This is a genomic window from Janthinobacterium sp. GW822-FHT07H10, from assembly GCF_058798675.1.
The window spans coordinates 771,749-794,787 of sequence record NZ_JBXAKS010000001.1 but is presented as its reverse complement, the minus strand read 5'-3'; the positions used below and the strand labels follow the sequence as shown (position 1 = coordinate 794,787).

Genomic DNA, 23,039 nt, shown 5'->3' with positions numbered 1-23,039 from the left:
AAAAAGTAAAAAGCCGGCCGTCAGGAAAACGACTCGGGCATGTTCATGTGCAGGCAGGAGCGGAATTTCGACGGCGACATCTGCTTGTGGGCGAGGAACTGGCGGTTGAAATTGGACAGGTTGTTGAAGCCCGTGCGGTAGCAGATATCGGTGACCTTCATGTCCGTGTTCATCAGCAGCTCGCAGGCCAGCGCGATGCGCTCCTGGTTGACGTAATGGATGAACGAGGTGCCCGTGTGCTTGCGGAAGAAGCGCGTGAATTTCAGCGTATTCATCTCCGCCACGTCGGCCACGTCCTGTTCGCAGAAATCGAGCGTGATGTTTTGCTTGATATAGGCCAGCACCAGGTTGATGGTGGAGGACATGTAGCGCCCCGCCTGCGCCAGGTAGGTGACGCTGGCCAGGGGCCTGCGTTCGCGGCAGTCGCACAGGTCGCCGAACAGGCGCGCGAACAGTTCCACCCGGCGCGGGCCCTGCGCCGTCGTCAGTTCCGCCATCAGCGGCGCCAGGCGCAGGCCAAGCGCATCGGGAAACTGCAAGCCCCTGCCCGCCTCGCCCAGCAGGGTTTTCAGCGGCGCCATTTCCGGAAACAGCAGCGCGCAGCGCTCGATGAAATCGCTGGAAAACTGCAGCACCAGGTCGCGCGCGGGCAAGGTCACGCCTTCGGCCAGCTCGCTGACCCAGTTGTGCGGCAAATTCGGCCCCGTCAGCACCAGGTTGCCCGGCGCGTAACTGCCGATATGGTCGCCGACAAAGAATTTCCCCGTCGACGTGGTGATGATGTGCAGCTCGTACTCGGGATGGAAATGCCATTTCGCCACCGCGTGCGGATAGCCGTGCGCCCACGCGCGAAACGATTCGTGGATCGGTTTGTGGATCAGTTCCAGGTCAGGCGTCACGGCAGTTCCCTTGCACGGTCTCGGTCACCCTATTCTAACGTCCTCGCGACGTCAGCCGGCGGCCACTGCCAGCCCGCTGTCGGCGTCGAACAGGTGCATGTGCTCCTCGTCGAAGGCCAGCGCCAGGCTCTGCCCCACCTGCGCCGCGCTGTTGGCCGCATTCGCCGGCAGCAGGGCCGACAGGGTCAGGGCGCCGCACTGAAAGCTGATCAGCGCCTCCGCCCCCAGCAGCTCGACCAGGTCGACCGCGCACGCCAGGCCATGGCTGCCCGCCTGCGGCTGCCGCTGCTCCAGCTGCGTGGCCGCGCGCAAATGGTTCGGGCGCAGGCCGAAAACCACGCGTCCCCCCGCTGGCAGCGCGGCAAAGCGGGGCGAAATCAAGGGCCAGCGGTAGCCGGCGCACACGAGCACCGTTTGCCCGTTCTCTTTTTCGATGACGCCATCGATGAAATTCATCGCCGGCGTGCCGATGAAGCCGGCCGCAAACAGCGTGCGCGGGTGGTTGTACAGCTCGGCCGGCGTGCCGATCTGCTCGATATGCCCGCCCTTCATCAGCACCACCCTGTCGGCCAGGGTCATCGCCTCGAGCTGGTCGTGCGTGACGTACAGGGTGGTGGTGCGCAGGCGGCGGTGCAGGCGCTTGATGTCGGCGCGCAGCTGCGCGCGCAGCTTGGCGTCGAGGTTCGACAGCGGTTCGTCGAACAGGAATACCTGCGGCGTCTTGATCATGGCGCGCGCGATGGCCGTGCGCTGCTGCTGGCCGCCCGACATGGCGCGCGGCTTGCGGTCAAGCAGGCTGTCCAGGCTGAGGATGGCCGCCACTTCGCGCACGCGGCGCTCGATTTCGTCGTTCGGCACCTTCAGGCGGCGCAGGCCGAAGGCGATATTGTCGTACACCGTCATGTGCGGGTACAGCGCATAGTTCTGGAACACCATCGCCACGTTGCGCGCGCGCGGCGGCAAGTCGTTGACGACGGCGCCGCCGATCAGCAGCTCGCCGCCGCTGATGTCCTCCAGCCCCGCGATCATGCGCAGCAGGGTCGACTTGCCGCAGCCCGATGGCCCCAGCAGGACGATGAATTCGCCGTCGTCTATCTCCAGGTCGAACGGCTGCAGCACGGCCGTCTTCTCGTCATAAGTCTTGTGCAGCTGCCTGCAGGCGATATTTGCCATGGTCTTGTCTCCGCTTTCTTGGGGGCTGGTTCAGGCCAGCTCGATCTGGATCTTGACGTCGCGCGGGTGGCCCTGGGCCGCCTCCTCGAACGCCTGCACGCCATCGGCAAAGCCGAAGGTGCGCGAAATGAAGGGCTTCACGTCGATCTTGCCCGAGGCCAGCAGCGCGATGGCGCGGGGGAAGATGTTCGCGTAGCGGAACACGGATTCGATGCGCACTTCCTTGGCCTGGATGGCGACGATATCGAAGGGCACCGTATCCGGCGGCATGCCGACCAGCACCAGGCAGCCGTTCGGGCACAGCAGGTCGATGATGTTGTCATAGGCGCGCATGCTGCCGCTGGCTTCGAAGACGATGTCGGCGCCCCAGCCATCGGTGGCCTCGCGCACGGTGTCCGCCAGGCTGGCGTGGCGCACGTCGACCGTGGTCACGGCGGGATTGCCGGCAAACAGGGCCAGCTTTTCCGGCACCAGGTCGGCCAGGATCACGCGCGAGCAGCCGCCCGCCAGCGCGGCCAGCGCGTTCATGGCGCCGATGGTGCCGGCGCCGATCACCACGGCCACGTCGCCCGGCTTGATGGCCGCCTTTTTCGCCGCCTGCAGGCCGATGGCCAGCGGCTCGACGATGGCGCCTTCGCCGAAGCTGACGCTATCGGGCAGCTTGAAGGTGAACGCGGCAGGATGCACGACATACGGCGTGAGGCAGCCGTGGATGGGCGGCGTGGCCCAGAAGCGCACGGCGGGGTCGAGGTTGTACAGGCCGCGCATGGTGGCGGGCGAGTCGAACTGCGGCACGCCCGGCTCCATGCAGACGCGGTCGCCCACTTTCAGGTGCGTCACTTCCTCGCCCACCTCGGCCACCACGCCGGAAGCTTCGTGGCCGAGCACCATGGGTGCCTCGACCGCGAAGGGGCCGATCCTGCCATGCTTGAAATAGTGGACGTCGCTGCCGCAGATGCCCACCGTGTGCACCTTGATCTTCACGTCGCGCGGGCCGACGAGGAGCGGCACGTCGATGTCACGCAAGGTGATTTTTTCCGCCTGTTCCAGTACGAGTGCTTGCATGATAGCCTTCCTTATTTATGTTTGAGCATGGAGTTGAGCAGCCGTCCCAGGATGCCGACGAACAGCAGCGGCGGCAGCGCCAGCAGCACGGTGGAGGCGTTCACCACGCCCCACGGCACTTCCTGGCCCATCGAGGTAAACGCCGACGCCACCACGGGCAGGGTCATGCTCTTCGACGAGGTGAGCGCCAGCGCGATCATCAGTTCATTCCAGACCAGCACGAAGCTGAAGACGATGCCGCCCATCAGGGTCTTCGACGCCACCGGCAGGGCCACGTGCCAGAACACCTGGTAGGGACCGTAGCCGTCGAGCGCGGCCGCTTCCTCGATCTCCTTCGGGATGCGGGCAAACGCGGGAATCGACAGCCAGATGATGGTCGACAGGGTCACCAGCAGATACGTCACCACCATCGACAGGCGCGAGTCGTACAGGCCCAGGTCGATCCAGATCGAGATCAGCGGAATGGCGACGGCCACCGGCGGCAGGAAGCGCAGGGACAGCAGGAAGAACTGGATATCCTTCTTGGCCGGGATCGGATAGCGGGCGATCGCATACGCGGCCGGCACGCCCAGCACGGCGCCCAGCAGCACGGCCACGCCGACGATGGCCACGCTGTTGCCCAGTCCCGTCAGCACTTCCGGGCTGGCCAGCACCTGTTTGTAGTTGGCCAGGGTCGGGCTGAAGAAAAAGCGCGGCACGGGCGTGACGATGTCCATCAGCTCCTTGAAGGAATTGAGCACGGCCCACAGGATGGGGAACAGCGCCACCAGCACGATCACCGTGGTGATGGCGGTGGTGGTGACGGCGCCAACGCCGCCCAGGGTGCGCAGCCCCCTAAGACACCTGACAAAACCGTTGCGAGCAGGTGTGAGTTGTGGCCGAGAAGCGGAGCTGTGCGCAGGCACAGTGAGCATCGAAGGCCGCAAATCGCGCTGCGCGGTAGGTTTGCTTAGGGTGTTCCTGGTCAGTTTTCCCATTTGGCGACCCGCTTCCAGAGTAAGGTGAAGATGACAGTCGTGGCCAGCATCATCAGCACGGCCATGCTGGACGCGTACGACACCTTGCCCATCAGGCCGATGCCTTGCGCATAGGCGTACATGTCCAGGGTTTCGGTGGAGATGCCGGGGCCGCCCTTGGTCATCACGTAGATCAGGTCGAACGAGCGCAGCGACTCGACCATCTTGATGAAGACGAGGCTCATGATGGGCACCTTCAGCATCGGCAGCGCGATGTACGCATACACCTGCACGGTGCTGGCGTAGTCGAGGCGTGCCGCTTCCAGCGGTTCGGCCGGCAGGGTTTCCAGCAGTTTCAGGATGACGGCACCGAAGAACAGGCCCCACTGCCAGATGTCGACCAGCGCCACCGCATACAGGGCCGTGGCGGGGTCGGACAGCAAGGCGCTGCCGCCCAGTCCCACGCATTCGAGCAGCCAGTTGAGGATGCCCATCAGCGGCGAATACATGAACTTCCAGATGAAGGCAGCCGACACGCGCGGCAGCAGCACCGGCACGATCAGGAGCAGCGCGATGACGTCGCGGGTACGCCCCTTGATTCTCTCGAACAGGAACACAGCCAGCAGCACGCCGACGATCAGCGAGCCGGCCACGGTGACCACTTCCCAGATGGCCGACACCTGCACGGCATTGACGAAGCGGCGGTCGCCGAACAGGCGGAGAAAATTGGCAAAGCCCACGTAGTCGCTGTCGCTGTAGCGCAGCACGCGGTTTTGCAGGGCCAGGTTGATGGCGGCGATGCTGGGCACCAGGCCCAGTACCAGCAGGACCAGCAGCGGCAGCGTGAGGAACACGGCCGGCAGCCAGGTATGGCGTTGTTTACGGATGGAGTGCGGCATAGGAGAGACTCTCGCAACGGACTGTCAGGCACAGAAAACTGTGCCGCCACCTTGGCGGGCGGCGGCTACACGGCATGGGGATTACTTTCTTTTTTGCGCCCGCTGCATCACGTCCGTGGCGTACTCGTTGGCTTCGTCGAGCGCGCTCTGCACGTCGCCGCGCGTGCCCGTAAACACCTCCTCCAGCACGACGCCGAGGTTGTCGCCGATGTCCGGCCACTCGGGGCTGGGCCAGATGGTGACGCGCGAGACGGGCGTGGTGTCCGTCAGGCCGGCCTGGATCTGCGGCTTGACGTGCTTGCGGAAGTAGTCGCTGGCGATGGTGCTGCTGCGGTTGTAATCGCTGAAGACGTTGTCCTTCAGGCGCGCCTGCTCCTGTTCCTTGCCCGTGGCCCAGGCGATGAACTTGCCGGCCGCCTGGCGCGTGCATTCATCCTTCGCGCCCGTGGCGGAAATGGCCAGGCCGTGGCCGTAGGCGGCCGACGCCAGCGGCGCGGGCGGGCGCACATAGCCGACCTTGTCGACCACCGAGGATTTTTTCGGGTCTTCCATCCAGTCGGCGAACGGCGTCGACTCGATCATGAAGGCCACCTTGCCCGACCTGAACGCTTCGAGCGCATTGCTCCAGTCGTAGGTGGCGCCGCCCGGCGGCGAATACTTGAACAGGTCGCGGTACAGGGTGGTGGCCTTCACGGCCTGCGGCGAATTGAAGGTCGGCACGCCATTGCTTTCCCACTTGCCGCCGGCGGCCAGCATGAACGGCGCCCAGCGCCAGACATTCATGCCCGAGCCGCGCTGGCCCCGCGCCGCCCAGCCGTAGACATTCGGCGGGCTATTCAGTTTTTTCACGGCGGCCACCAGCTCGTCGAGCGTCTTCGGCACGGCGATGCCGGCCTTTTCCAGCAGGTCGCGGCGGTAGAACAGGAAGTCGCTGCCGCCGATCAGGGGGGCGAAATACGCCACGCCCTTGTACGAGGCGACGGCGCGGCGGCCAGGCAGGAAGTCGTCGTAATCGGCATCCTTCGGCAGGTATTTGAGCAGGGGCACGACCCAGCCGGCCGTGGCGAATTCGGCCACGTTGGCTTCATCGATGTAGTAGATCTGGTAGGAGCCGGCCTTGGTGGAGGCGTCGAGGCGGGCCTTGGAGCGGCGGTCGTTTTCGCCGAAATAGCTGATCTGCACCTTGGTGCCGTTTTTCTTTTCATACTCGGCGAGGGTCTTTTCCATCACGGTCAGGCCCAGGCTTTTTTGCGCCAGCACCTTGAGCACCGGCACCGAGCAGCTTTGCGCCGATGCCGCCGACATCGACACGCAGGCGGCGGACATGACGCCGCCCCATGCAATAGCAGTAACGATTTTCATCACGAGTCTCCATTTTTATAGTCCGGCGGTCTTCCACCGGTGAGTCCACTATAAAAACAAAGACGGCCTGCCACCACTGCAAAAGCGGCCAGTTTTCAAATACTATTTTTCACGCATCTGTACGCAAAAAATCGCGACGGTAAATATTCGAATCCTTGCCGCCCAGCGGCTGGCGCGAAAAGCGCTCGAAGCGCAAACCAAGCTTGTTGAGCAGATTGATCGAGGGCTGGTTGCTGGGCGAAGTCAGGCCATACAGGGTGGGCACGCGCAGCACGTCGCGGGTGTGGCGCAGCACGCCGGCGGACGCCTCCCAGGCCAGGCCCTGGCCGCAATGCGCCGGCAGCAGCGCGTAGCCGATGTCAGGCCCGGGCATGGTGGCGCGCTTGATCAATCCGCACATGCCGATGGCCAAGCCCTCGCTGCGCAGTTCAATGATGTAAAAGGAATAGCCCAGTTCACGCTGTTGCGCCATCGGGCCCGTTTTCAGCGCCGCGCGGGCCGCCTCCAGCGTGTGGATGTTACGCTGGCCGATATTGGCGATCCACGACGGGTCGTTGACCAGCTCCATGTAAAAGGCCGCATCGTCCAGGGTGGCGGTGCGCAGGCGCAGACGCGGCGTCTCGATGACCGTCATCGACTCTGTCATGGCGCCGCTCATGCCGGCCACTGCATCGGGTCGGTCAGCAGCTGGTACATCACGTAGGCGTCGACATAGCCGAGCTGCGCGTGGCGGTAGGCCAGCGGCAGGGTGGCGACCACGGTAAAGCCCAGCTTTTTCCACAGGGTGACGGCGGCCAGGTTGGTGCTGACGACGAAGTTGAACTGCATCGCCAGGTAGCCGGCGCGGCGCGCTTCCTCCATGCAGTGCACGCCCAGCATGCGGCCCACGCCCACGCCCTGCGCGGCCGGATCGACCATGAACGAGGCATTGGCCACGTGCGCGCCATGGCCCGGCTGGTTCGCCACCAGCTTGTACATGCCCAGCAGGCGCTCGCTGCCCATCACGGCGACGAAGCTTTGCACGCCGGGGCCGAACCAGTAGGCGTGGCACTCTTCGCGCGAGGTGTCGGCGGGGAAGGAATAAGTGTCGCCGCCGGCCACCAGCGTCTGGAAGATCGGCCACATGGCGTCGAAGTCGGATTCCCGGGCGGGACGGATGTCAATTTCTTTCAAGGTGCGGCTCCAGCAGCAAAAGTGTGCAACGATTGTCGGGGATTTGCGCTGGGCCGTCCAGTGGCACGCGCATCCATGGGTCAGCGCCCCAGGCGGAAGTTCACGCTGTCCGGGCGGCCCGGCAGGTGCAGGCGCGACGCCGCGCGCGGCGCTTCGCTGAGCACCTTGCCGCGGCGTAGCACCAGGCGCCGCGCCGCGCGCAGGCGCAACGCTTCCACCGTGGAGCCGCAGTCGAGGATCACCAGGTCCGCATGGCAGCCGGGCGCGATGCCGTAGCCGTCCAGGCCGAGGATGGCGGCCGGCGTCTCGGTGACGGCCAGGAAGCAGTCGTGCATGGCTTGCTGGCCCGTCATCTGCGCCACGTGCAGCCCCATGTGCGCCACTTCCAGCATGTCGCCCGAACCGAGGCTGTACCACGGGTCCATCACGCAGTCGTGGCCAAAGGCGACGGGGATGCCGGCGGCCAGCATCTCGGGCACGCGCGTCATGCCGCGCCGCTTCGGATAGGTGTCGTGGCGCGCCTGCAGGGTGATGTTGATGAGGGGATTGGCAATGGCCGCCACGCCCGCCTCGCGGATCAGCGGCAGGAGTTTGCTCACATAATAATTGTCCATCGAGTGCATGGATGTCAGGTGCGAGCCCGTCACCCTGCCCTGCATGCCGAGGCGCTGGCTGTGGAAGGCCAGGGTCTCGATATGCCGCGACAGCGGGTCGTCCGACTCGTCGCAATGCATGTCCACCATCAGCCCCCGTTCGCAGGCAAATTCGCACAGCAACCGCACGGATTCCGCGCCATCGGCCATCGTGCGCTCGAAATGCGGGATGCCGCCCACCACGTCGACGCCCATGGCGATCGCGCGCTTCAGGTTGTCGAAGGCGCCCGCGCTGCGCAGGATGCCGTCCTGCGGGAAGGCCACCAGCTGCAAGTCCAGGTAGGGCGCCACCTGGCGCCTGACGTCGAGCAGCGCTTCCACGGCCAGCAGGCGCGGGTCGCAGATATCCACGTGCGAGCGGATGGCCAGCAAGCCGCGCGCCACGGCCCAGTCGCAATACTGGAGGGCGCGTTCGACCAGTGCGTCCTGCGTCAGCTGCGGTTTCAGCTCGCCCCAGACGGCGATGCCTTCGAGCAGGGTGCCGGACGCGTTGACGCGCGGCAAGCCGTAGCTGAGCGTGGCGTCCATGTGAAAGTGGGCGTCGACGAATGGCGGCGTGACCAGGTCGCCTTCGGCGTCGATTTCCTGCGCCCCTTGCACGGGCAAGGCGGGGCCGACGGCGGCGATGCGCCCGTCCTCGATGGCGATATCGATGGCGCGGCGCCCGTCGGGCAGGCTGGCATTGCGGATGACTAGGTCCATGCGGACACTCCTTTGGTAGGCGACTTGGAACAAGGGCATCATTGCCATTGCATCTACTTTCGCGCGGATGCTGCAGTGCAAAAATATAGCGACTGGCAAAAACATAGCCATAGAATCGCGGTGGGCACCTTGCGCAGGCGCAAATGTGCAGCATACAGTGACAGGCTGATGAATCCTGCACGCCCATGGCAACCGGTAAGATAAAAATAACTTTCAACCAACTCGAATCACCGCTAGAATATTCATATTGCGTTGCATCAAAATCAGCCTATGATCAGCTATTCAGCACGCTACATACTTTACAAAACGCGGCCAACTCTGGTTTTCGGGATTTTGCAGAGCGTTTTGCCAGCATTTTAATCCGTATAAAGGAGTAAATATGTTTCCAATTCCTGAACAATTTTCCAGTGCCGCCAAATCGCAACTGGAAAGCCAGTTGCAGATTTTTAGCACCATCACCAGCAAAGTCTTTGAAAGCGCCGAGAAAATCATCGCGCTGAACCTGAACGCGGGCAAGGCCGCCCTGTCGCACACGGCCGAAACGGCGCAGCACCTGCTGGAAACGCAGGATCCGCGCGATTTCTTCAGCTACAGCAGCAGCCAGGCGCAGCCGAATATCGAAAGCGTGCTGGCCTACAGCCGCCAGCTGTTCGGCATCGCCTCGAGCACGCAGGCGGAATTGCTGGCTTCGGCCAAGGCCCGCCTCGATGAAGCCGCCCCTGCTCCCGTGGCGGCCAAGCCAACGCTGGCCGTCGTCGCGCCCGCGTCCAAGCCGGCTGCCGTGCCTGCACCTGTGCCAGCGCCAGCAGCGGCCGCGGCGCCCGTCGTCGCCCAGCCTGCACCGGCCCAGCCCGTCGAAGTGACCAAGCCGGTCGCCAAGGCCGCCCCCGCTGCAGCACCGGCACCGGCACCGGCAGCCAAGGCCGCCGACAAGCCTGCCGCGAAAGCCGTGGAAGCGCAACCGGTCGCCAAGCCTGAAGCCGTCAAGCCAGCCCCGGCCCCAGCAGCTACGCCCGCAAAAGCCGCCGCTGCGCCCGCAGTGGCCAAGCCGGCAGCCAAGCCGCTTCCACCCAGCAAACCGGCCGCCAAGCCGGCCAGCGCCGCCAGCAAGACCGTGACCAAGGCGGCCGTGAAGCCCGCCCACGCGCCGGCAGCCAAGCCTGCCGCCAAGGGCACGCCGTCGAAACAGCTCGACATGCTCGGCGGCGGCAAAGGCAGCGGCCGCAAGTAAGCATCGCGCAGGACGGCAGGCAACACCACAACGGGCTACGGCCCGTTTTTTGCGTGCCCGTCCGCAGCGCATTTTTCCGCCGTGTTGTATCCTACGCGTACTTTCCGTCCGCGTGCCCGTCCTTCCGCCCCGCGACACCCCATTACTGCAAAACAAAAGGTAACCATGAGTTTATCGAGGCTCATCGCCGGCTTCGTGCGTCAGCATTGGCCGGCGTATGCCGCCGCCGCCGTCATGCTGACGGGCGTGGCAACACTAACTGTCTGGATACCGCGCCGCGTGGGCGCCATCATCGACGCGCTGGCCGCGCACCGCATGACGGCTGCCGAACTGTGGCTGGAGCTGCTGACCCTGCTCGCTGTCGGCGTCGTCATCTACTTCCTGCGCGTGGGCTGGCGCATCACCCTGTTCAAGGCCGCCTACCAGCTGGGCGTGATGCTGCGCACGCGCTTCTACACGCGCATGTCGCAGCAGGGCGCGTCGTTTTACCAGAACCAGCGCACGGGCGACCTGATGGCGCTGGCGACCAACGATATCGACGCCATCGAAATGGCCGCCGGCGAAGCCATGCTGGCCGGCTTCGACGGCACCCTGACCCTGCTGATGGTGCTCGGCATCATGCTGCTGGGCGTGGACTGGCGCCTGGCCTGCATCGCCCTCTTGCCCTTCCCGCTGATGGGACTGGCCTTCTGGCGCATCTCCAGCCATATCCACACGGCGTCGACGGATTCGCTGAAACGCTTTTCCGCGCTGAACGACCACGTGCAGGAATCGCTGTCGGGCGTGCGCACCCTGCGTGCGCTGGGCCTGGAAGAGCGCAGCAGCAAGCAGTTCTCCACCCTGGCCGGCCACGCGGCGAACGCCAGCCTGACGGCGCAGCGCTGGGAAGCGGCATATGAACCGGCCGTCGGCCTGACCCTGACGGCCGCCACGGCGCTGACCCTGGGCCTGGGCGGCTATCTGGTATGGCAAGACCAGCTGACCATCGGCGCGCTGACGAGCTTTTCCATGTACCTGGGACAGCTGATCTGGCCCATGTTCGCCGCCGGCTGGGTGCTCTCCCTGATCGAACGGGGCCGTGCCGCCTGGCAGCGGCTGCAGCCGATGCTGGACGCGCCGCTGGCCATCGACGACCATGGCACGATTGATACGCTGACGCCCGGTCCCCTGCAATTGCAGGACATCGGCTTTGCGTATGCGGGCCAGACGGCGCCGGCGCTGTCCGGCATCTCGCTGCGCCTGCTGCCGGGCCAGACCCTGGGTTTGGTCGGTCCGACGGGCAGCGGCAAGTCGACGCTGCTGCGCGTGCTGCTGCGCCAGGTCACGCCGCAATCGGGCACGGCCACATGGAACGGCCAGGCGCTCGACGCCTACACCCTGCATGCGCTGCGCGCGGCCATCAGCTGGGTGCCGCAGGAATCGTTCCTGTTCTCCGCCACCATCGCCGACAACATCGCGCTGGCCCGCCCCGGCGCCACGCGCGAGGAAGTGGAGCGGGCGGCGCAGCTGGCCGACATCCATGCCGATATTTTGCAATTCCCCGATGGCTATGCCACCCACGTGGGCGAAAAGGGCATCACCCTGTCCGGCGGCCAGCGCCAGCGCGTGGCGATTTCCCGCGCCCTGCTGGCCGACAATGGCCTGCTGCTGCTCGACGATGCCCTCTCCGCCGTCGACACGGGCACGGAAACGCGCATCCTGCAGCACCTGGAAGAACTGCGCCGCAAGCGCCCCGAGCGCAGCGCCATCATCGCCAGCCACCGCCTGAGCGCCGTCGTCAACGCGGACCTGATCCTCGTCCTGCGCGATGGCCACGTCACGGAAACGGGCAACCACGACGCGCTGATGCAGCGCGATGGCTGGTATGCCAGCCAGTGGCGCTATCAACAACTGGAGGCCAGCCTCGATGCCATCTAAGACCGACCAAGCCAGCACCGCCACGCAATCCGTGCGCCGCCAGGCCATGCAGGCGATCGGCCTGCTGCGCCGCGCCGCCGCACCCGACATCGGCCACTTGAACTGGGCCACGTTCTGGCTGATCATCGCCGCCGCCCTCGAAGTGACGGGCCCCATTTTGGGCAAGGCCCTGATCGACCAGCACCTGCTGCCGCGCCACCTGGACTGGACGCGCATGGCATTGCTGCTGGGCGGCTGCCTGCTGACGGGCTGGGTCGCTTCCGGCCTGCGCTATCTGCAGCTGGTGCGCCTGTCCGGCCTGGCCATGCGTTCCGTGCAGCGCCTGCGCGAAACCGTCTACCAGCACGTGCTGCGCCTGCCCATGGCCTTCTTCGACCGCGCCATCACGGGCCAGCTGGTGAGCCGCGTCACCAACGACACGGAAGCGGTGAAATCGCTGTACGTGCAGGTGCTGTTCGTCATCCTCGACAGCACCATCGTCCTCGTCGGCACCATGGCCGCCATGGCCTTCCTCGACTGGCGCTTGATGCTGATCGTGCTGGCCCTGCTGCCGGCCGTGCTGGTCATCGTCTTCCTGTACCAGCGCTGGAGCGCGCCGGCCGTCACGCGCGCGCGCGCCCTGCGCAGCGAAATCAACGGGCAGATCGCCGAATCGATCGGCGGCATGAGCGTGCTGCAGGCGAATAACGCGGAAAAGCGCTTCGGCGCGCGCTTCACGGGCATCAACCAGGACCACTACACGGCGCGCATGCAGGAATTGCGCGCCAACGCCTGGCTGCTGCGCCCCGCGCTCGACATGCTCAATATCGTGCTGCTGGCCGTCGTCATCTTCAGCTTCGGCCGCCGCGAAATGGGCGCCGTGGAAGTAGGCGTGCTGTATGCGTTCATCAGCTACATCGCGCGCGTGATCGAGCCGCTGATCCAGATCACCATGCAGTTCAGCCAGCTGCAGCAGTCGGTGGTGGCGACGGCGCGCGTCTCGGCCCTGCTCGACGAAACGCAGGCGCTCGAACACGCGCCGAAGCAGGCAACACCGGCCCTGCGGCATGCGGCGGCCGGCATCGACACGCCCGCCGTCGACATCGCGCACCTGACGTTCGCCTACGTGGAAAACCAGCCCGTGCTGCACGACCTGTCGCTGCAGATTCCGCACGGCGCCTTCTTCGGCATCGTCGGCCACACGGGCAGCGGCAAGTCGACCCTGCTGTCCCTGCTGCTGCGCTTTTATCCCGTCACGCAGGGCAGCATCGCCATCAACGGCGCCGCCCTCGACAGCATCGACAACGAGCACTTCCGCGCCGACGTGGGCCTGGTGCCGCAAGACCCGTTCCTGCTGGCCGCCTCGGCGCGCGAAAACATCGACATGGGCCGCGGCTACACGCAGGCGCAGATCGAGACGGCCGCGCGCGCCGCGCATGCACACGACTTCATCGCGGCGCTGGAGCACGGCTACGACACGCCGCTGGGCGAAGGCGGCTCGCGCCTGTCGTCGGGACAGAAGCAGCTGATCGCCATCGCCCGCGCGCTGGCCGGCCAGCCGCGCATCCTGCTGCTCGACGAAGCGACGTCGCGCATCGATAGCCAGACGGAGCAGATCGTGCAACTGGCCCTCAACGAATTGCGCGGCAAGGTGACCATCATCGCCATCGCCCACCGCCTGTCGACCATCCGCGATGCCGACACCATCATCGTGCTCAATCATGGCCGCATCACGGAGTCGGGGCCGCACGACAGCCTGATGCAGATCGAAGGCGGCCTGTACCAGCGCCTGTACCTGCTGCAGCAGCTGGCGCAGTAATGCTGTTTTGTCAATGCCGGGAGTGTGCACTTTCGTAAATTTCTGCAAGCCGCGTGATATTTCTTGATTGCAACAGAATATAATCTTTGCAGACAAGAGTGTCATTGCGGGGGCGGGAAGTTGGCAGGCAGAGAGAAACGGGCATCATGGCGGAAGGCGCATTGGCTGCTGGCACTGGCATGCCTGCTGCCGCCCGCCGCCGGCGCCCAGGACGAGCTGCTGCAGCGCATCGACGCCGTGCGCGAGGATGGCCGCTTCGTGCCGGACCGCGCCCTGCTGCGCCTGCAGGAAGTGGAAACGCAGGCGCGCAGCGCGCCCCTGGCGGTGCGCGCCGAATTCCTCACCCAGCTGAGCACCGTGCGCATGCGCCTGGGGCAGAACGATATCGCCATGCAGCTGGCCGAGGAATTGATCGCCTACGCCCGCCAGCACAATAACGACGTGGCGCTGGCCAAAGGCATGCTGTGCAAGGCCTACATCACGTTCGCCATGAACGAGCGCCGCGCCTCGCACCTGCTGGCCTTCGAGGCAGAAAAGATCGCCAACCGCACGGACGACTTGCCCGTGCGCGTGCAGGCGACCATCAGCGCGGGCCAGTCGTGGGCCGAAGAAGGCAATTTCCCGTCCGCGCTGGCCAAGCTGCAGGCCGCCGTCGACCTGGCGCGCCAGAGCGATTCGCCGTCCAGCCTGGCCGCCGCCCTGAACGCCCTCACCCTGCTGTACACGCAGATGCGCGAATACGACAAGGGCTTCCAGGTGCTCGATGAATTGCTGGCCGTCTCCGGCACGCTGGAATCGCCGGGCCGCATGGCGCAGGCGAAGAACACGGAATACGGCCTGGCACTCGATGCGCAGCAGCCGCAGCGGGGCCAGCGCGCGCTGCTGGCGGCGCTGGCCCTCGAACGCAAGCTGGGCGCCCGCGGCATGGTGGCGACCACCCTCGTCAACCTGTCGGACAGCTATCTGAAGGAAGGCGACTATCCGCAAACCCTGCGCTACGCGAACGAGGCCATCACGGCGGCCCGCCTGATCAACAATGAACAGGTGGAGGCGACGGCGCGCCTGAACATCGGCCAAGCGCTGATCGGCCAGGGGCGTTTACAGGAAGGCAAGCAAAGCGTGGCCACGGGCCTCGAATACTACGAGCGCACGGCCAACCAGCCGGACATGCAGGCCGTGCTGCTCGAATACGGCCAGGCGCTGGAAAAGGCGGGCGACATGCGCGGCGCCGTCACGGCCTACCACCGCGAACGGGGCATTTCCAACCAGCTGTTCGAGAAACAGCGGCAAAAGGCCGTGTACGAGCTGCAGGAAAAATATGAGATGGAAAAGAAGCAGCGCCAGATCGAGCTGCTGAGCCGCGAAAACCAGATCAAGAGCGCCGAACTCGACAACCGCCGCCTGCAGCAGCGCGTGTGGTGGCTGCTGGCACTGGTGCTGGCCATGGCTTCCGTCATCGTCGGCATGCTGTACCGCAAGGTACGCCATGCGAACGTGCAGCTGAAGGTGAAGAACCAGGAACTCAAGCGGCAAAGTTCGCGCGACCCGCTGACGGCCCTGTACAACCGCCGGCATTTCCAGGAATTCATGCGCAACCACGCGGGCAAGCCGCTGCAAACGTACGCGGGAAGCGACGTGGTCGGTGCGCTGTTCCTGCTCGACGTCGACCATTTCAAGCATATCAATGACCGCTACGGCCATGCGGCAGGCGACCTGGTGCTGACCAGCATCGCCGAAACCCTGCACGAGGTGTTGCGCGAAACGGACATGATCGTGCGCTGGGGCGGCGAGGAATTCCTTGCCTTCCTGCCCGCCGTCGCGCGCGATGGACTCGACGATATCGCGCGGCGCATCCTCAATGGCGTGGCCGCGCAAAGGATCGAATACCAGGGACAGGCGATCGGCGTGCACGTTTCCGTCGGTTTCGCGCCGTATCCGCTGTCGCCGCTGGGCCAGCCCCTGAGCTGGGAGCGCAGCGTCAATCTGATCGACATGGCGCTGTACCTGGCCAAGGCGCACGGACGCAACCGGGCGTATGGCTTGCGCGGCTTCCGGCACGTGGAACGCACGACGCTCGAGGCGGTGGAACAAGACCTGGAACGGGCGTGGCGCGACGGCTATGTCGACCTGAGCGTGGTATTGGGTACAAAGGAGGAGAAGGGCAGCGCCATGGCGGCGGCCCCGGCTGCGGACGACGCCCCGGGTGCCTGCGGTACGGCGGCGGCCGGCTGAGCGGCCGCCACGGTCACTGGCTGCAAGCGGCCAGGCCGGCGTAAGCGGCCTGTGCCAGATGAGCAGCGATTACTTGTGTGCGGCGTCCTGGATCTTTTCGCCGGCTTTTTCCACCTTCTGGCCGACGGCATCGGCCGCTTCGGTCATTTTCTTGTCGGCGTCAGCGGCGACCTGGTCGATCTTCGCGCCCGTGTCGGAAGCGGCCTGGCTCACGGCGGCATCGGCCTTGGCGGCGGCAGCCTTGATGTCGGCTTCAGCCTTGGCTGCGGCGGCATCGATCTTCTGGCCCGCTTGCTCTGCAGGACCGGCTGCGACATCTTCCTTCTTCTGGCAGGCGGCCAGCGCAACGACCATCATCCCGGCGGCGCACAGGGTCATCCAATTTTTGCTTACTTTCATGATATTCCCTTTCATTGTTATCAAAAGACACAGATCAGTCCGCAATATACACCTGGATAAAATTTTCGAGCGTTCGCTAACGCACATAAAAACACGGATTTGTAGCGTATTTGTAAGCAATGGTATCTTGATATCTTTTCGCCATCCTGTCAGTGTCTGGCGTGGGCCAGCTGGTCGCTATCGGTCAGGGTGTGCAGGAAGGCGATCACGTCGGTGATCTCGCGTTCATTCAGGGCCGGCGCCTGGCCCGGCTGGCGGTCGAACGGTGCTTCCCGATTCACGTTCGCTTCCAGGCCCGGCGGCAGATCGTCGTATTTGTGCACCTTGCCGTTCCTGTCTTGCGGATACCATTTCTGCGGCGCCGTGTCGCGCTGCACGTAAAAGCGCAGCACCTGCTCGAGGCTGGCAAAACTGCCGTTATGGAAGAACACCTGGCGCAGCGCCACGTTGCGCAGCGACGGCGTCTTGAAGCTGCCGCAATATTCCTTGTGCTGCGTCAAATCGGTGCGGTCCGGGCCGCACAACCCCAGGTCGAAGAACGCCGGGTCCGTATTGGCCGGCAACCGGCCGTTGCGCGGCACGCCGAGATTGATCAAGCCGTAGTCGGTAAATTGCGGAAAGACGCCGCCGGGGCTGACCTGGCTGATGTGGCACGAGGCGCAATTGCCCTTGTTTTCAGCATTGAACAGGGCCAGGCCGCGCGCCTCCTGCGGGCTCAAAACGGCTTGCTTGCGCAGCACGGCGTCGTACTTGCTCGTGTACGGATAGAAGTCGGCCGGACTTTCCTGGAACACTTCCAGCGACATCAGCGCCCAGCGCAGCGCCTGACCCGGCTGCGCGAAGATATCGTCGCCATACGTGCGGCGAAATTGCGCGGCCAGGGGACCGGCCCGTAACCTGGCCACCACGGCCGCCGCATCGCGGTTGCCCATCTCGCGCGGCGACAGCAGGGGCGCCAGCGCCTGTTCATGGCCGGACTGGGCGCGGCCATCCCAGTTGCGCCCTCCAGTCGGCCCAGCGTCGACGCTGTCGTCGCCGTCATCGTCGTGGAAATGCTCGGTAAAGGCCGGCGCGTTCTGGATATAGCGCAAGGATGGCGCCGCGCGCGTGCCTGCATCCTTGAGCTCCGGGCCGCCGAGCTGCACGGCCAGGCCGTTCGGCGGGCCGTAGGCGTGTTCGGGACTGTGACAGCTGGCGCAGGCCAGCTTGCCCGAGACGGACAGGCTGGGCTCAAAGAACATGGCGCGCCCCATGGCCGTCATTTCCTGTACCGAAGGCTGGCGTTTCAGCGTCGGCGCGTAGGCGCCCGCCAGGTAGGCAGGTGCAGCAGCGGCCTGGGTTTCTGTCGGCGGCGCGGGCTGGCAGGCGGCCAGCAGGCAGATGGCGCTGGCCGCCGCCAGCAGCAGGGAAGGATTCGGTTTCAACATGGGGTGGCAGCGTAGCAACGGCATGTGACAGCTGCGTGACAAGACCCTGCGAAAAGTAATGTATCAAGTCCGTACATTACGTCATGTAACAGCGCCTGACATGTCACGCAGCTGACATATTGCCTGCCTAGCATGCGACGTTTTCCACCCACGAGGCATGAACATGAAACCGCACGCCAGAATCACCTTAGCTCCCGTCCTACGTCCCCTGCCATTATTGCTGTCGCTGGGCCTGGCGGCCTGCGGCAGCGACTACGCCGTCATGCCGCACATCACGGGCCAGGTCATCGGCAGCTACTATGAAAACGCCCAGGTCTGCGTGGAAAGCAGCACGACCAAACTGACGTGCGACAGCGCCTCGACTCCCGTCAGGACGGCGGCCGACGGCAGCTACAGCCTGGAAGGCCAGGGCGCCGTGCTGGTGACGGTGGGCACGGACGCCATCCGCCACGAGGCCATCGGCGACAGCGGCAGCAAGGTCACGCAAAAACTGCTGCTGCGCGCCCCCGCCGGCCACGGCGCGTTCGTCAGCGCCCTGTCGACGGAACTGGCGCAAGTCATGGAAGGCAATGGCGGCGACTTTGCGGCCGCCAGCAGCAAGCTGGCGGCGCGCCTCGGCGTGTCGGAAGCGGGACTGGCGTCCGACTTCAACAAGGCCAGCGGCGACGAGCTGGCGAAACTGAAGGCGGAAAACGCCAGCGTCACGGCGCTGATCGCCGGCGCCAGCGCGCAGGCGGCGCCCGCCGATGCACTGGCCGCGCTGAACGGCGCGCTGGCGCTGAACAATATCCAGACCATCGTCGTCATCTACGCGGAAAACCGCGGCTTCGACAATCTGTACGGCCTGTTCCCGGGCGCCAATGGCGTGCCGGGCGTCAACCCCACGTCGACCTCCGCCTACGTGCCGCAAAAGGATATCGATGGCAGCACCCTGCCCGTGCTGCCGCCCACCTGGGGCGGCATGACGGCGGCCGGCCAGAGCACCGTCATCACGCAGGCGCAGTCGGCCAACCTGCCAAACAAGCCGTTCCAGATCGATGCCGCCGACAGCCCCCTGTACCTGCCGCAATCGGTGATCACGCGCGACCTCGTGCACCGCTTCTACAACAACCAGATGCAGATCAACGGCGGCGCCAACGACAAGTTCGCGGCCTATTCCGACGCCGGCGGCCTGGCCATGGGCTATTACGACGGCAGCAAGATGCAGCTGTGGGACATCGCCAGGCAATATGCGCTGGCCGACAACCTGTTCATCGGCGCGTTCGGCGGCTCCTTCCTCACCCACCAGTACCTGATCTGCGCCTGCGCGCCCACCTACCCGAACGCCGACACCTCGGTGGCCAAGGGTTCGATCGCGAAGATCGACGTCGACGCCAAGGGCAGCTTCCTGCGCCTGACGCCGTCCGCCACGGCGCCGACCACGGTGCTGAACGGCGCGCCCGCCTACGCCAACGACGGCGCGCTGACGCCGGCCGACAGCACGGGCATGTTTTATGCCGTCAACACCATGCAGCCGCCCTTCCAGCCCAGCAGCAACGCCCCGGCCTCGGGCGACAGCAGCAAGCTGTATGCGGACACCGGCAAGGCCACCACCCTGCCGCAGCAGACGCAGACGAATATCGGCGACCTGCTGTCAGCCAAGAATATCGACTGGGCCTGGTATGCGGGCGCCTGGAAGGACACGACGGCCCTGGCCACGGCCAGCGCGCGCGCCGGCAGCTTCCCCAGCCCGCCGAACTTCCAGTTCCACCACCAGCCGTTCAATTACTTCGCCAGCATGGACCCGGTGAAGGCGCCCGCCTACCGCGCCGCCCACCTGCGCGACTTCGACAGCCAGTTCCTCAGCGACGCGGGCGCCGGCAAGCTGCCGGCCGTGACCTTCTACAAGCCGCAGGGCAACTTGAACCAGCACGCGGGCTATGCCAGCGTGGCCGATGGCGACGCGCATATCGCCGGCGTCATCGCCCAGCTGAAAAAGAGTCCGCAATGGAAGAACATGCTGGTCATCGTCACCTACGATGAAAATGGCGGCTTCTACGACCACGCCGCGCCGCCGAAGGGCGACCGCTGGGGTCCGGGCACGCGCGTGCCGGCCATCCTCGTCTCGCCGTACGTGAAAAAGGGATTGGTTGATCATACGCAATACGATTCGGCCTCCATCCTGCGCGCCATCACGCACCGCTTTGCGCTGCCCGTGCTCGACGGCCTGACCACGCGCGACAAGGCGCTGGTGGCCAATGGCGGCAAGGCCATGGGCGACTTCAGCGCGGCGCTGGCCCTGGTGCCGCAAGAATAGCCGTCGACAGGGACGGCATCGCGACGCCCGCCCGGCCTGGCCGCGGCGGGCGTTTTTCATTCCGTGCTATCCGGCGCTACTGGCCCGGGGCCGCATCGAGCAGGGAATGCTCGAGCAATTGCGACAGCGACGCGCGCAGCGCCTGCGTGCGCGCCGCCAGTTCCGGCCGCTTGTAGCGCTCGGCGGCGATCAGGCTGCGTTCCAGGCAGATGCGGTCCCCCTTGGCCAGGCAGGCGTCGGCCGCGTCGAGCTGGGCGCTGGCCTGCGCCACTTTCACCTTGGCATCGAGTTCCAGCGTGTCCGGATCGTCGCCCCAGCGCTTCACGTGCGCGGCCAGCCGCGTGGCGGCCAGATCCGGCTTGCCCCCGTCGAGCGCCTGGTTGACGGACGCCTGCGCCGTGCTCCACGCCTGTTCGCGCCGCTGTGTCTTCTCGCACGCGGCGGCGGCCGTCGTGATGCTCGCCTGCAAGCGTTTCAATTGCGCGGCCGGCGCCTTGGCGCTTTTCAGCACGGCCAGCGCGCTGCGCGCCCCGTCCAGGTCGCACTGCGCCGCCAGCGCCGTGGCCGCCTCTACCTGCTCGGTCACGCTGGCCGGCTTGTCGGCTGGCTTGTTGATGAACCAGATGCCAGCCAGCACCACCCCGGCCGCGATCCACGTGCGCAGGCGCACGGGCGGACGCGGCGGCGGCACCGAGCCCCTGGCGGCAGGCTTGACGGGCGGCGCCTTGGGCGGCGGAGCAGCAGGTGCCGTACTCGGCTGCGGAGCGGGCGGCGCGGGGGCAGTCGCCGGCTGCGGCACGGACATGGGTGCAGCTACGGGGACAGGCGGCGGCATGCGCGGCACCGGCGGCGGCAACGGTGGCGGCGTCACCGGGGACGGCGATACTTTCTGTAAAACAATAGATTCAGCGGCCTGGCGCGCGCCGCAAAACGGACAATGCGCCACGCACAGCGGCAAGTAGCGGCCGCAAGCGGCGTTGATGCACATTTCATTCACTTTTTCAGGCACGTTCCAACCTTTACTGCTCATGCAACAATGGAAGGCTTACGATCATATCGAATGCCCTCTTCATTGCACGAACTCTACTTATATCTGCTGGCGGAGATAGCGCAGATTCAACGCTCCGCCTTCACCAGCCCTAATGCTCGTTCCTTTTCCAATATTACCTCACGATCACGATTCAGCAGTTTCGCACGTGCCAACCACTTGGCAGCGGCGCCTAGATCATTCGATGCCGCACTTTTCTCTGCTAGTTTGATGTAATGATCAACTATCTTGCTGGCAAGCCCCTTGACCTCTTCGCCACGATATTGGCCCTCAGGGTCAATCTGCCGAATTTGATCCAGTGAAGCTTTAGCCGAACTCTCCGGCGGATCAGTGTATTGAGCTTTCTCGATGTAAAGAGAAGCACGACGCAACTGATCGTCGATTTCAGAACGGTCATTTTCATTGAGCTTAATTGCGTTCGTCCCCACAGGTCGACTCTCATTGACCTGTGCCGCTGCACCAGGATTCGCATCCTTCGCGTCCTTCAATGGCCGAGTAGCAAAGAAGATAGCAGCACCTACAACTGCAATAGCGACAAGTACCAGTCCCATCTGGGAACCAAGCCATTTTTTTGTATCCGTCGAACGCGATGCACCGTTTGCTTTGCAGAAACTTGTCACATATTCCTCTGCCACACGCGGATCAAGTCCAACACGTTTTCCAGACGCCGCGTTCACTACTTTACTCAGCGCCAGACGCTCCTCCTTTTGATCCAACTTCTTGTCATTGTCTGTAAACTGATGCAACAACCTATCGAGCTCTTCCACGAGTGCACGCTCCGACACTGCGGAATACTCATCTAACTGCTCACGAATTACCAACTCTATTTCCCTACTGACGATACCGCGTGCGGCTGCTTCTTCTTTAATGCGTCGCTCTTCACCTCGATCCAGATAAAAATCATCGTCTACAGCCGCAGCTACTCGGTTCTTCAGCCAGTCCAAATCAGATTGATTCATATTTCCCTCAGTTTTCTAAAAGTTTCTATCTAAATGATCAAACCAAATAAAATCTTCGCCATCTTACCTACACTACAAAATTTTCCACCCCCAAATACCTGACCGCTGCATCACGCTATTTTTCCGACAAAAATCGTTGATAAATCGCTCTGCCACCTCAAAATCGACCCCCTTCATCGCACCAAAGCGCGGCTTACAGACGCTTTGCAAAGCGTCGACACGACTCTTTTTATCTAACCTTTTTTCAATATCTGTAAAAGTGTGTAGTAGCGCATCAAGTTCATCCAACAACCCTTTTTCATTGACGACATTTAAACGTTGCAAAGCCAACGACACAATTGACTCCACTCGCCTCAAATCCACGCCTAAAGCCTTCCTTCCATTTCGCACTAGAACACCAAAAGTGACGCAATCGCAGTATGCGTTTGAAACACTATCGGCAATATTCTTATTGAACTGTTTCTGCGCCTCCTCCCAAAAAACAGGGTTTGAAAATAACAGTTCCTTCGGCGCGTTATCTTCCTTAACTTCAGAGGCGCTGGTCCAGACCTGTTCACTCATAGGCAACGACATAGTCCTGTCTACGTGTGGCACAGTTAATACAGGTGAAATTATTTTTACCTTGATGGCCGTTTGCTTAACTCCACAAAAAGGACAAAAATTCACAGTCGAGTGGTATGTCGACTGGCAGCTCAATTCTTGACATTGGTATTCAATTTCCTGATTCACAAAAATACCTCTTCCTACGTCACTCATCTATTACAGGGAGAATATTCCCTGGCATGACGATAAAACCGATACCCATAAATTACAAAAAACACCTTAAATTATCTTTCAAATAATAACGCAT

18 protein-coding genes and 1 pseudogene are annotated in these 23,039 nt (G+C 64.0%); 5 read left to right on the top strand and 14 right to left on the bottom strand.

The window, feature by feature from the left end; translation table 11 throughout:
• Nucleotides 1–20: 20 nt before the first annotated feature.
• From AC1RDJ_RS03570 to AC1RDJ_RS03530, 9 genes and pseudogenes are all read right to left on the bottom strand, one after another.
• A complete protein-coding gene (locus AC1RDJ_RS03570) occupies nucleotides 21–899 on the bottom strand; it encodes an AraC family transcriptional regulator (RefSeq protein ID WP_071322240.1) in 879 nt (292 codons plus the stop codon).
• 72 nt (nucleotides 900–971) lie between these two features.
• Nucleotides 972–2,072: pseudogene (locus AC1RDJ_RS03565) on the bottom strand (ABC transporter ATP-binding protein); the annotation flags it as partial.
• Nucleotides 2,073–2,102: 30 nt separating this feature from the next.
• Nucleotides 2,103–3,137: an NAD(P)-dependent alcohol dehydrogenase gene (locus AC1RDJ_RS03560; protein WP_493026499.1), complete on the bottom strand. Its 1,035-nt coding sequence runs from the start codon at nucleotides 3,135–3,137 to the stop codon at nucleotides 2,103–2,105.
• An 11-nt stretch (nucleotides 3,138–3,148) separates the two neighbouring features.
• The gene (locus AC1RDJ_RS03555; RefSeq protein WP_493026498.1) at nucleotides 3,149–4,051 is read right to left on the bottom strand and encodes a carbohydrate ABC transporter permease; all 903 of its coding nucleotides are present in this window, start codon (nucleotides 4,049–4,051) and stop codon (nucleotides 3,149–3,151) included.
• 50 nt (nucleotides 4,052–4,101) lie between these two features.
• On the bottom strand, nucleotides 4,102–4,992 hold the full coding sequence (locus tag AC1RDJ_RS03550) for a carbohydrate ABC transporter permease (RefSeq protein ID WP_071322238.1): 891 nt from the start codon (nucleotides 4,990–4,992) through the stop codon (nucleotides 4,102–4,104).
• Between the two features lie 81 nt (nucleotides 4,993–5,073).
• The gene (locus tag AC1RDJ_RS03545) at nucleotides 5,074–6,318 is read right to left on the bottom strand and encodes an ABC transporter substrate-binding protein (protein WP_156895002.1); all 1,245 of its coding nucleotides are present in this window, start codon (nucleotides 6,316–6,318) and stop codon (nucleotides 5,074–5,076) included.
• A 145-nt stretch (nucleotides 6,319–6,463) separates the two neighbouring features.
• Nucleotides 6,464–7,000, bottom strand: coding sequence for a GNAT family N-acetyltransferase (locus AC1RDJ_RS03540; protein WP_493026497.1), 537 nt, complete (start codon nucleotides 6,998–7,000; stop codon nucleotides 6,464–6,466).
• A gap of 8 nt (nucleotides 7,001–7,008) precedes the next feature.
• Complete coding sequence (locus tag AC1RDJ_RS03535) at nucleotides 7,009–7,527, bottom strand: GNAT family N-acetyltransferase (RefSeq protein WP_071322236.1); 519 nt, start codon at nucleotides 7,525–7,527, stop codon at nucleotides 7,009–7,011.
• 80 nt (nucleotides 7,528–7,607) lie between these two features.
• Nucleotides 7,608–8,882, bottom strand: a complete 1,275-nt coding sequence (locus AC1RDJ_RS03530; protein WP_071322235.1) for an amidohydrolase family protein — start codon at nucleotides 8,880–8,882, stop codon at nucleotides 7,608–7,610.
• 379 nt (nucleotides 8,883–9,261) lie between these two features.
• Between AC1RDJ_RS03530 and AC1RDJ_RS03525 the strand changes: the two genes are divergently transcribed.
• The 4 genes from AC1RDJ_RS03525 to AC1RDJ_RS03510 all read left to right on the top strand — a co-directional run bounded on the left by AC1RDJ_RS03525 (nucleotide 9,262) and on the right by AC1RDJ_RS03510 (nucleotide 16,060).
• Complete coding sequence (locus tag AC1RDJ_RS03525; protein WP_493026496.1) at nucleotides 9,262–10,113, top strand: phasin family protein; 852 nt, start codon at nucleotides 9,262–9,264, stop codon at nucleotides 10,111–10,113.
• 165 nt (nucleotides 10,114–10,278) lie between these two features.
• Entirely contained in the window at nucleotides 10,279–12,030 is a 1,752-nt protein-coding gene (locus AC1RDJ_RS03520; RefSeq protein WP_493026495.1) for an ABC transporter ATP-binding protein, read from the top strand.
• A complete protein-coding gene (locus AC1RDJ_RS03515; RefSeq protein ID WP_071322232.1) occupies nucleotides 12,020–13,828 on the top strand; it encodes an ABC transporter ATP-binding protein in 1,809 nt (602 codons plus the stop codon). The genes AC1RDJ_RS03520 and AC1RDJ_RS03515 overlap by 11 nt, the downstream gene beginning before the upstream one ends.
• A 120-nt stretch (nucleotides 13,829–13,948) precedes the next feature.
• Nucleotides 13,949–16,060, top strand: a complete 2,112-nt coding sequence (locus AC1RDJ_RS03510) for a sensor domain-containing diguanylate cyclase (RefSeq protein ID WP_354669879.1) — start codon at nucleotides 13,949–13,951, stop codon at nucleotides 16,058–16,060.
• Nucleotides 16,061–16,129: 69 nt separating this feature from the next.
• Here AC1RDJ_RS03510 and AC1RDJ_RS03505 read toward each other — a convergent pair whose 3' ends face one another.
• Complete coding sequence (locus AC1RDJ_RS03505) at nucleotides 16,130–16,459, bottom strand: hypothetical protein (RefSeq protein WP_071322231.1); 330 nt, start codon at nucleotides 16,457–16,459, stop codon at nucleotides 16,130–16,132.
• Between the two features lie 149 nt (nucleotides 16,460–16,608).
• Nucleotides 16,609–17,910 carry a cytochrome-c peroxidase gene (locus AC1RDJ_RS03500; RefSeq protein WP_493026494.1) on the bottom strand — a complete coding sequence of 434 codons (1,302 nt, stop codon included), beginning with the start codon at nucleotides 17,908–17,910 and terminating at the stop codon, nucleotides 16,609–16,611.
• Between the two features lie 139 nt (nucleotides 17,911–18,049).
• Here AC1RDJ_RS03500 and acpA point away from each other — a divergent pair, with 139 nt between their 5' ends.
• Nucleotides 18,050–20,182: an acid phosphatase gene (gene acpA / locus AC1RDJ_RS03495; RefSeq protein WP_493026493.1), complete on the top strand. Its 2,133-nt coding sequence runs from the start codon at nucleotides 18,050–18,052 to the stop codon at nucleotides 20,180–20,182.
• Between the two features lie 76 nt (nucleotides 20,183–20,258).
• On the opposite strand, the gene AC1RDJ_RS03490 is transcribed toward acpA, so the two are convergent.
• The 3 genes from AC1RDJ_RS03490 to AC1RDJ_RS03480 all read right to left on the bottom strand — a co-directional run bounded on the left by AC1RDJ_RS03490 (nucleotide 20,259) and on the right by AC1RDJ_RS03480 (nucleotide 22,750).
• The gene (locus AC1RDJ_RS03490) at nucleotides 20,259–20,987 is read right to left on the bottom strand and encodes a hypothetical protein (protein ID WP_493026492.1); all 729 of its coding nucleotides are present in this window, start codon (nucleotides 20,985–20,987) and stop codon (nucleotides 20,259–20,261) included.
• Between the two features lie 311 nt (nucleotides 20,988–21,298).
• On the bottom strand, nucleotides 21,299–22,189 hold the full coding sequence (locus AC1RDJ_RS03485; protein ID WP_493026491.1) for a hypothetical protein: 891 nt from the start codon (nucleotides 22,187–22,189) through the stop codon (nucleotides 21,299–21,301).
• A gap of 72 nt (nucleotides 22,190–22,261) precedes the next feature.
• Nucleotides 22,262–22,750, bottom strand: a complete 489-nt coding sequence (locus AC1RDJ_RS03480) for a hypothetical protein (RefSeq protein WP_156894679.1) — start codon at nucleotides 22,748–22,750, stop codon at nucleotides 22,262–22,264.
• Between the last annotated feature and the right edge of the window lie 289 nt (nucleotides 22,751–23,039).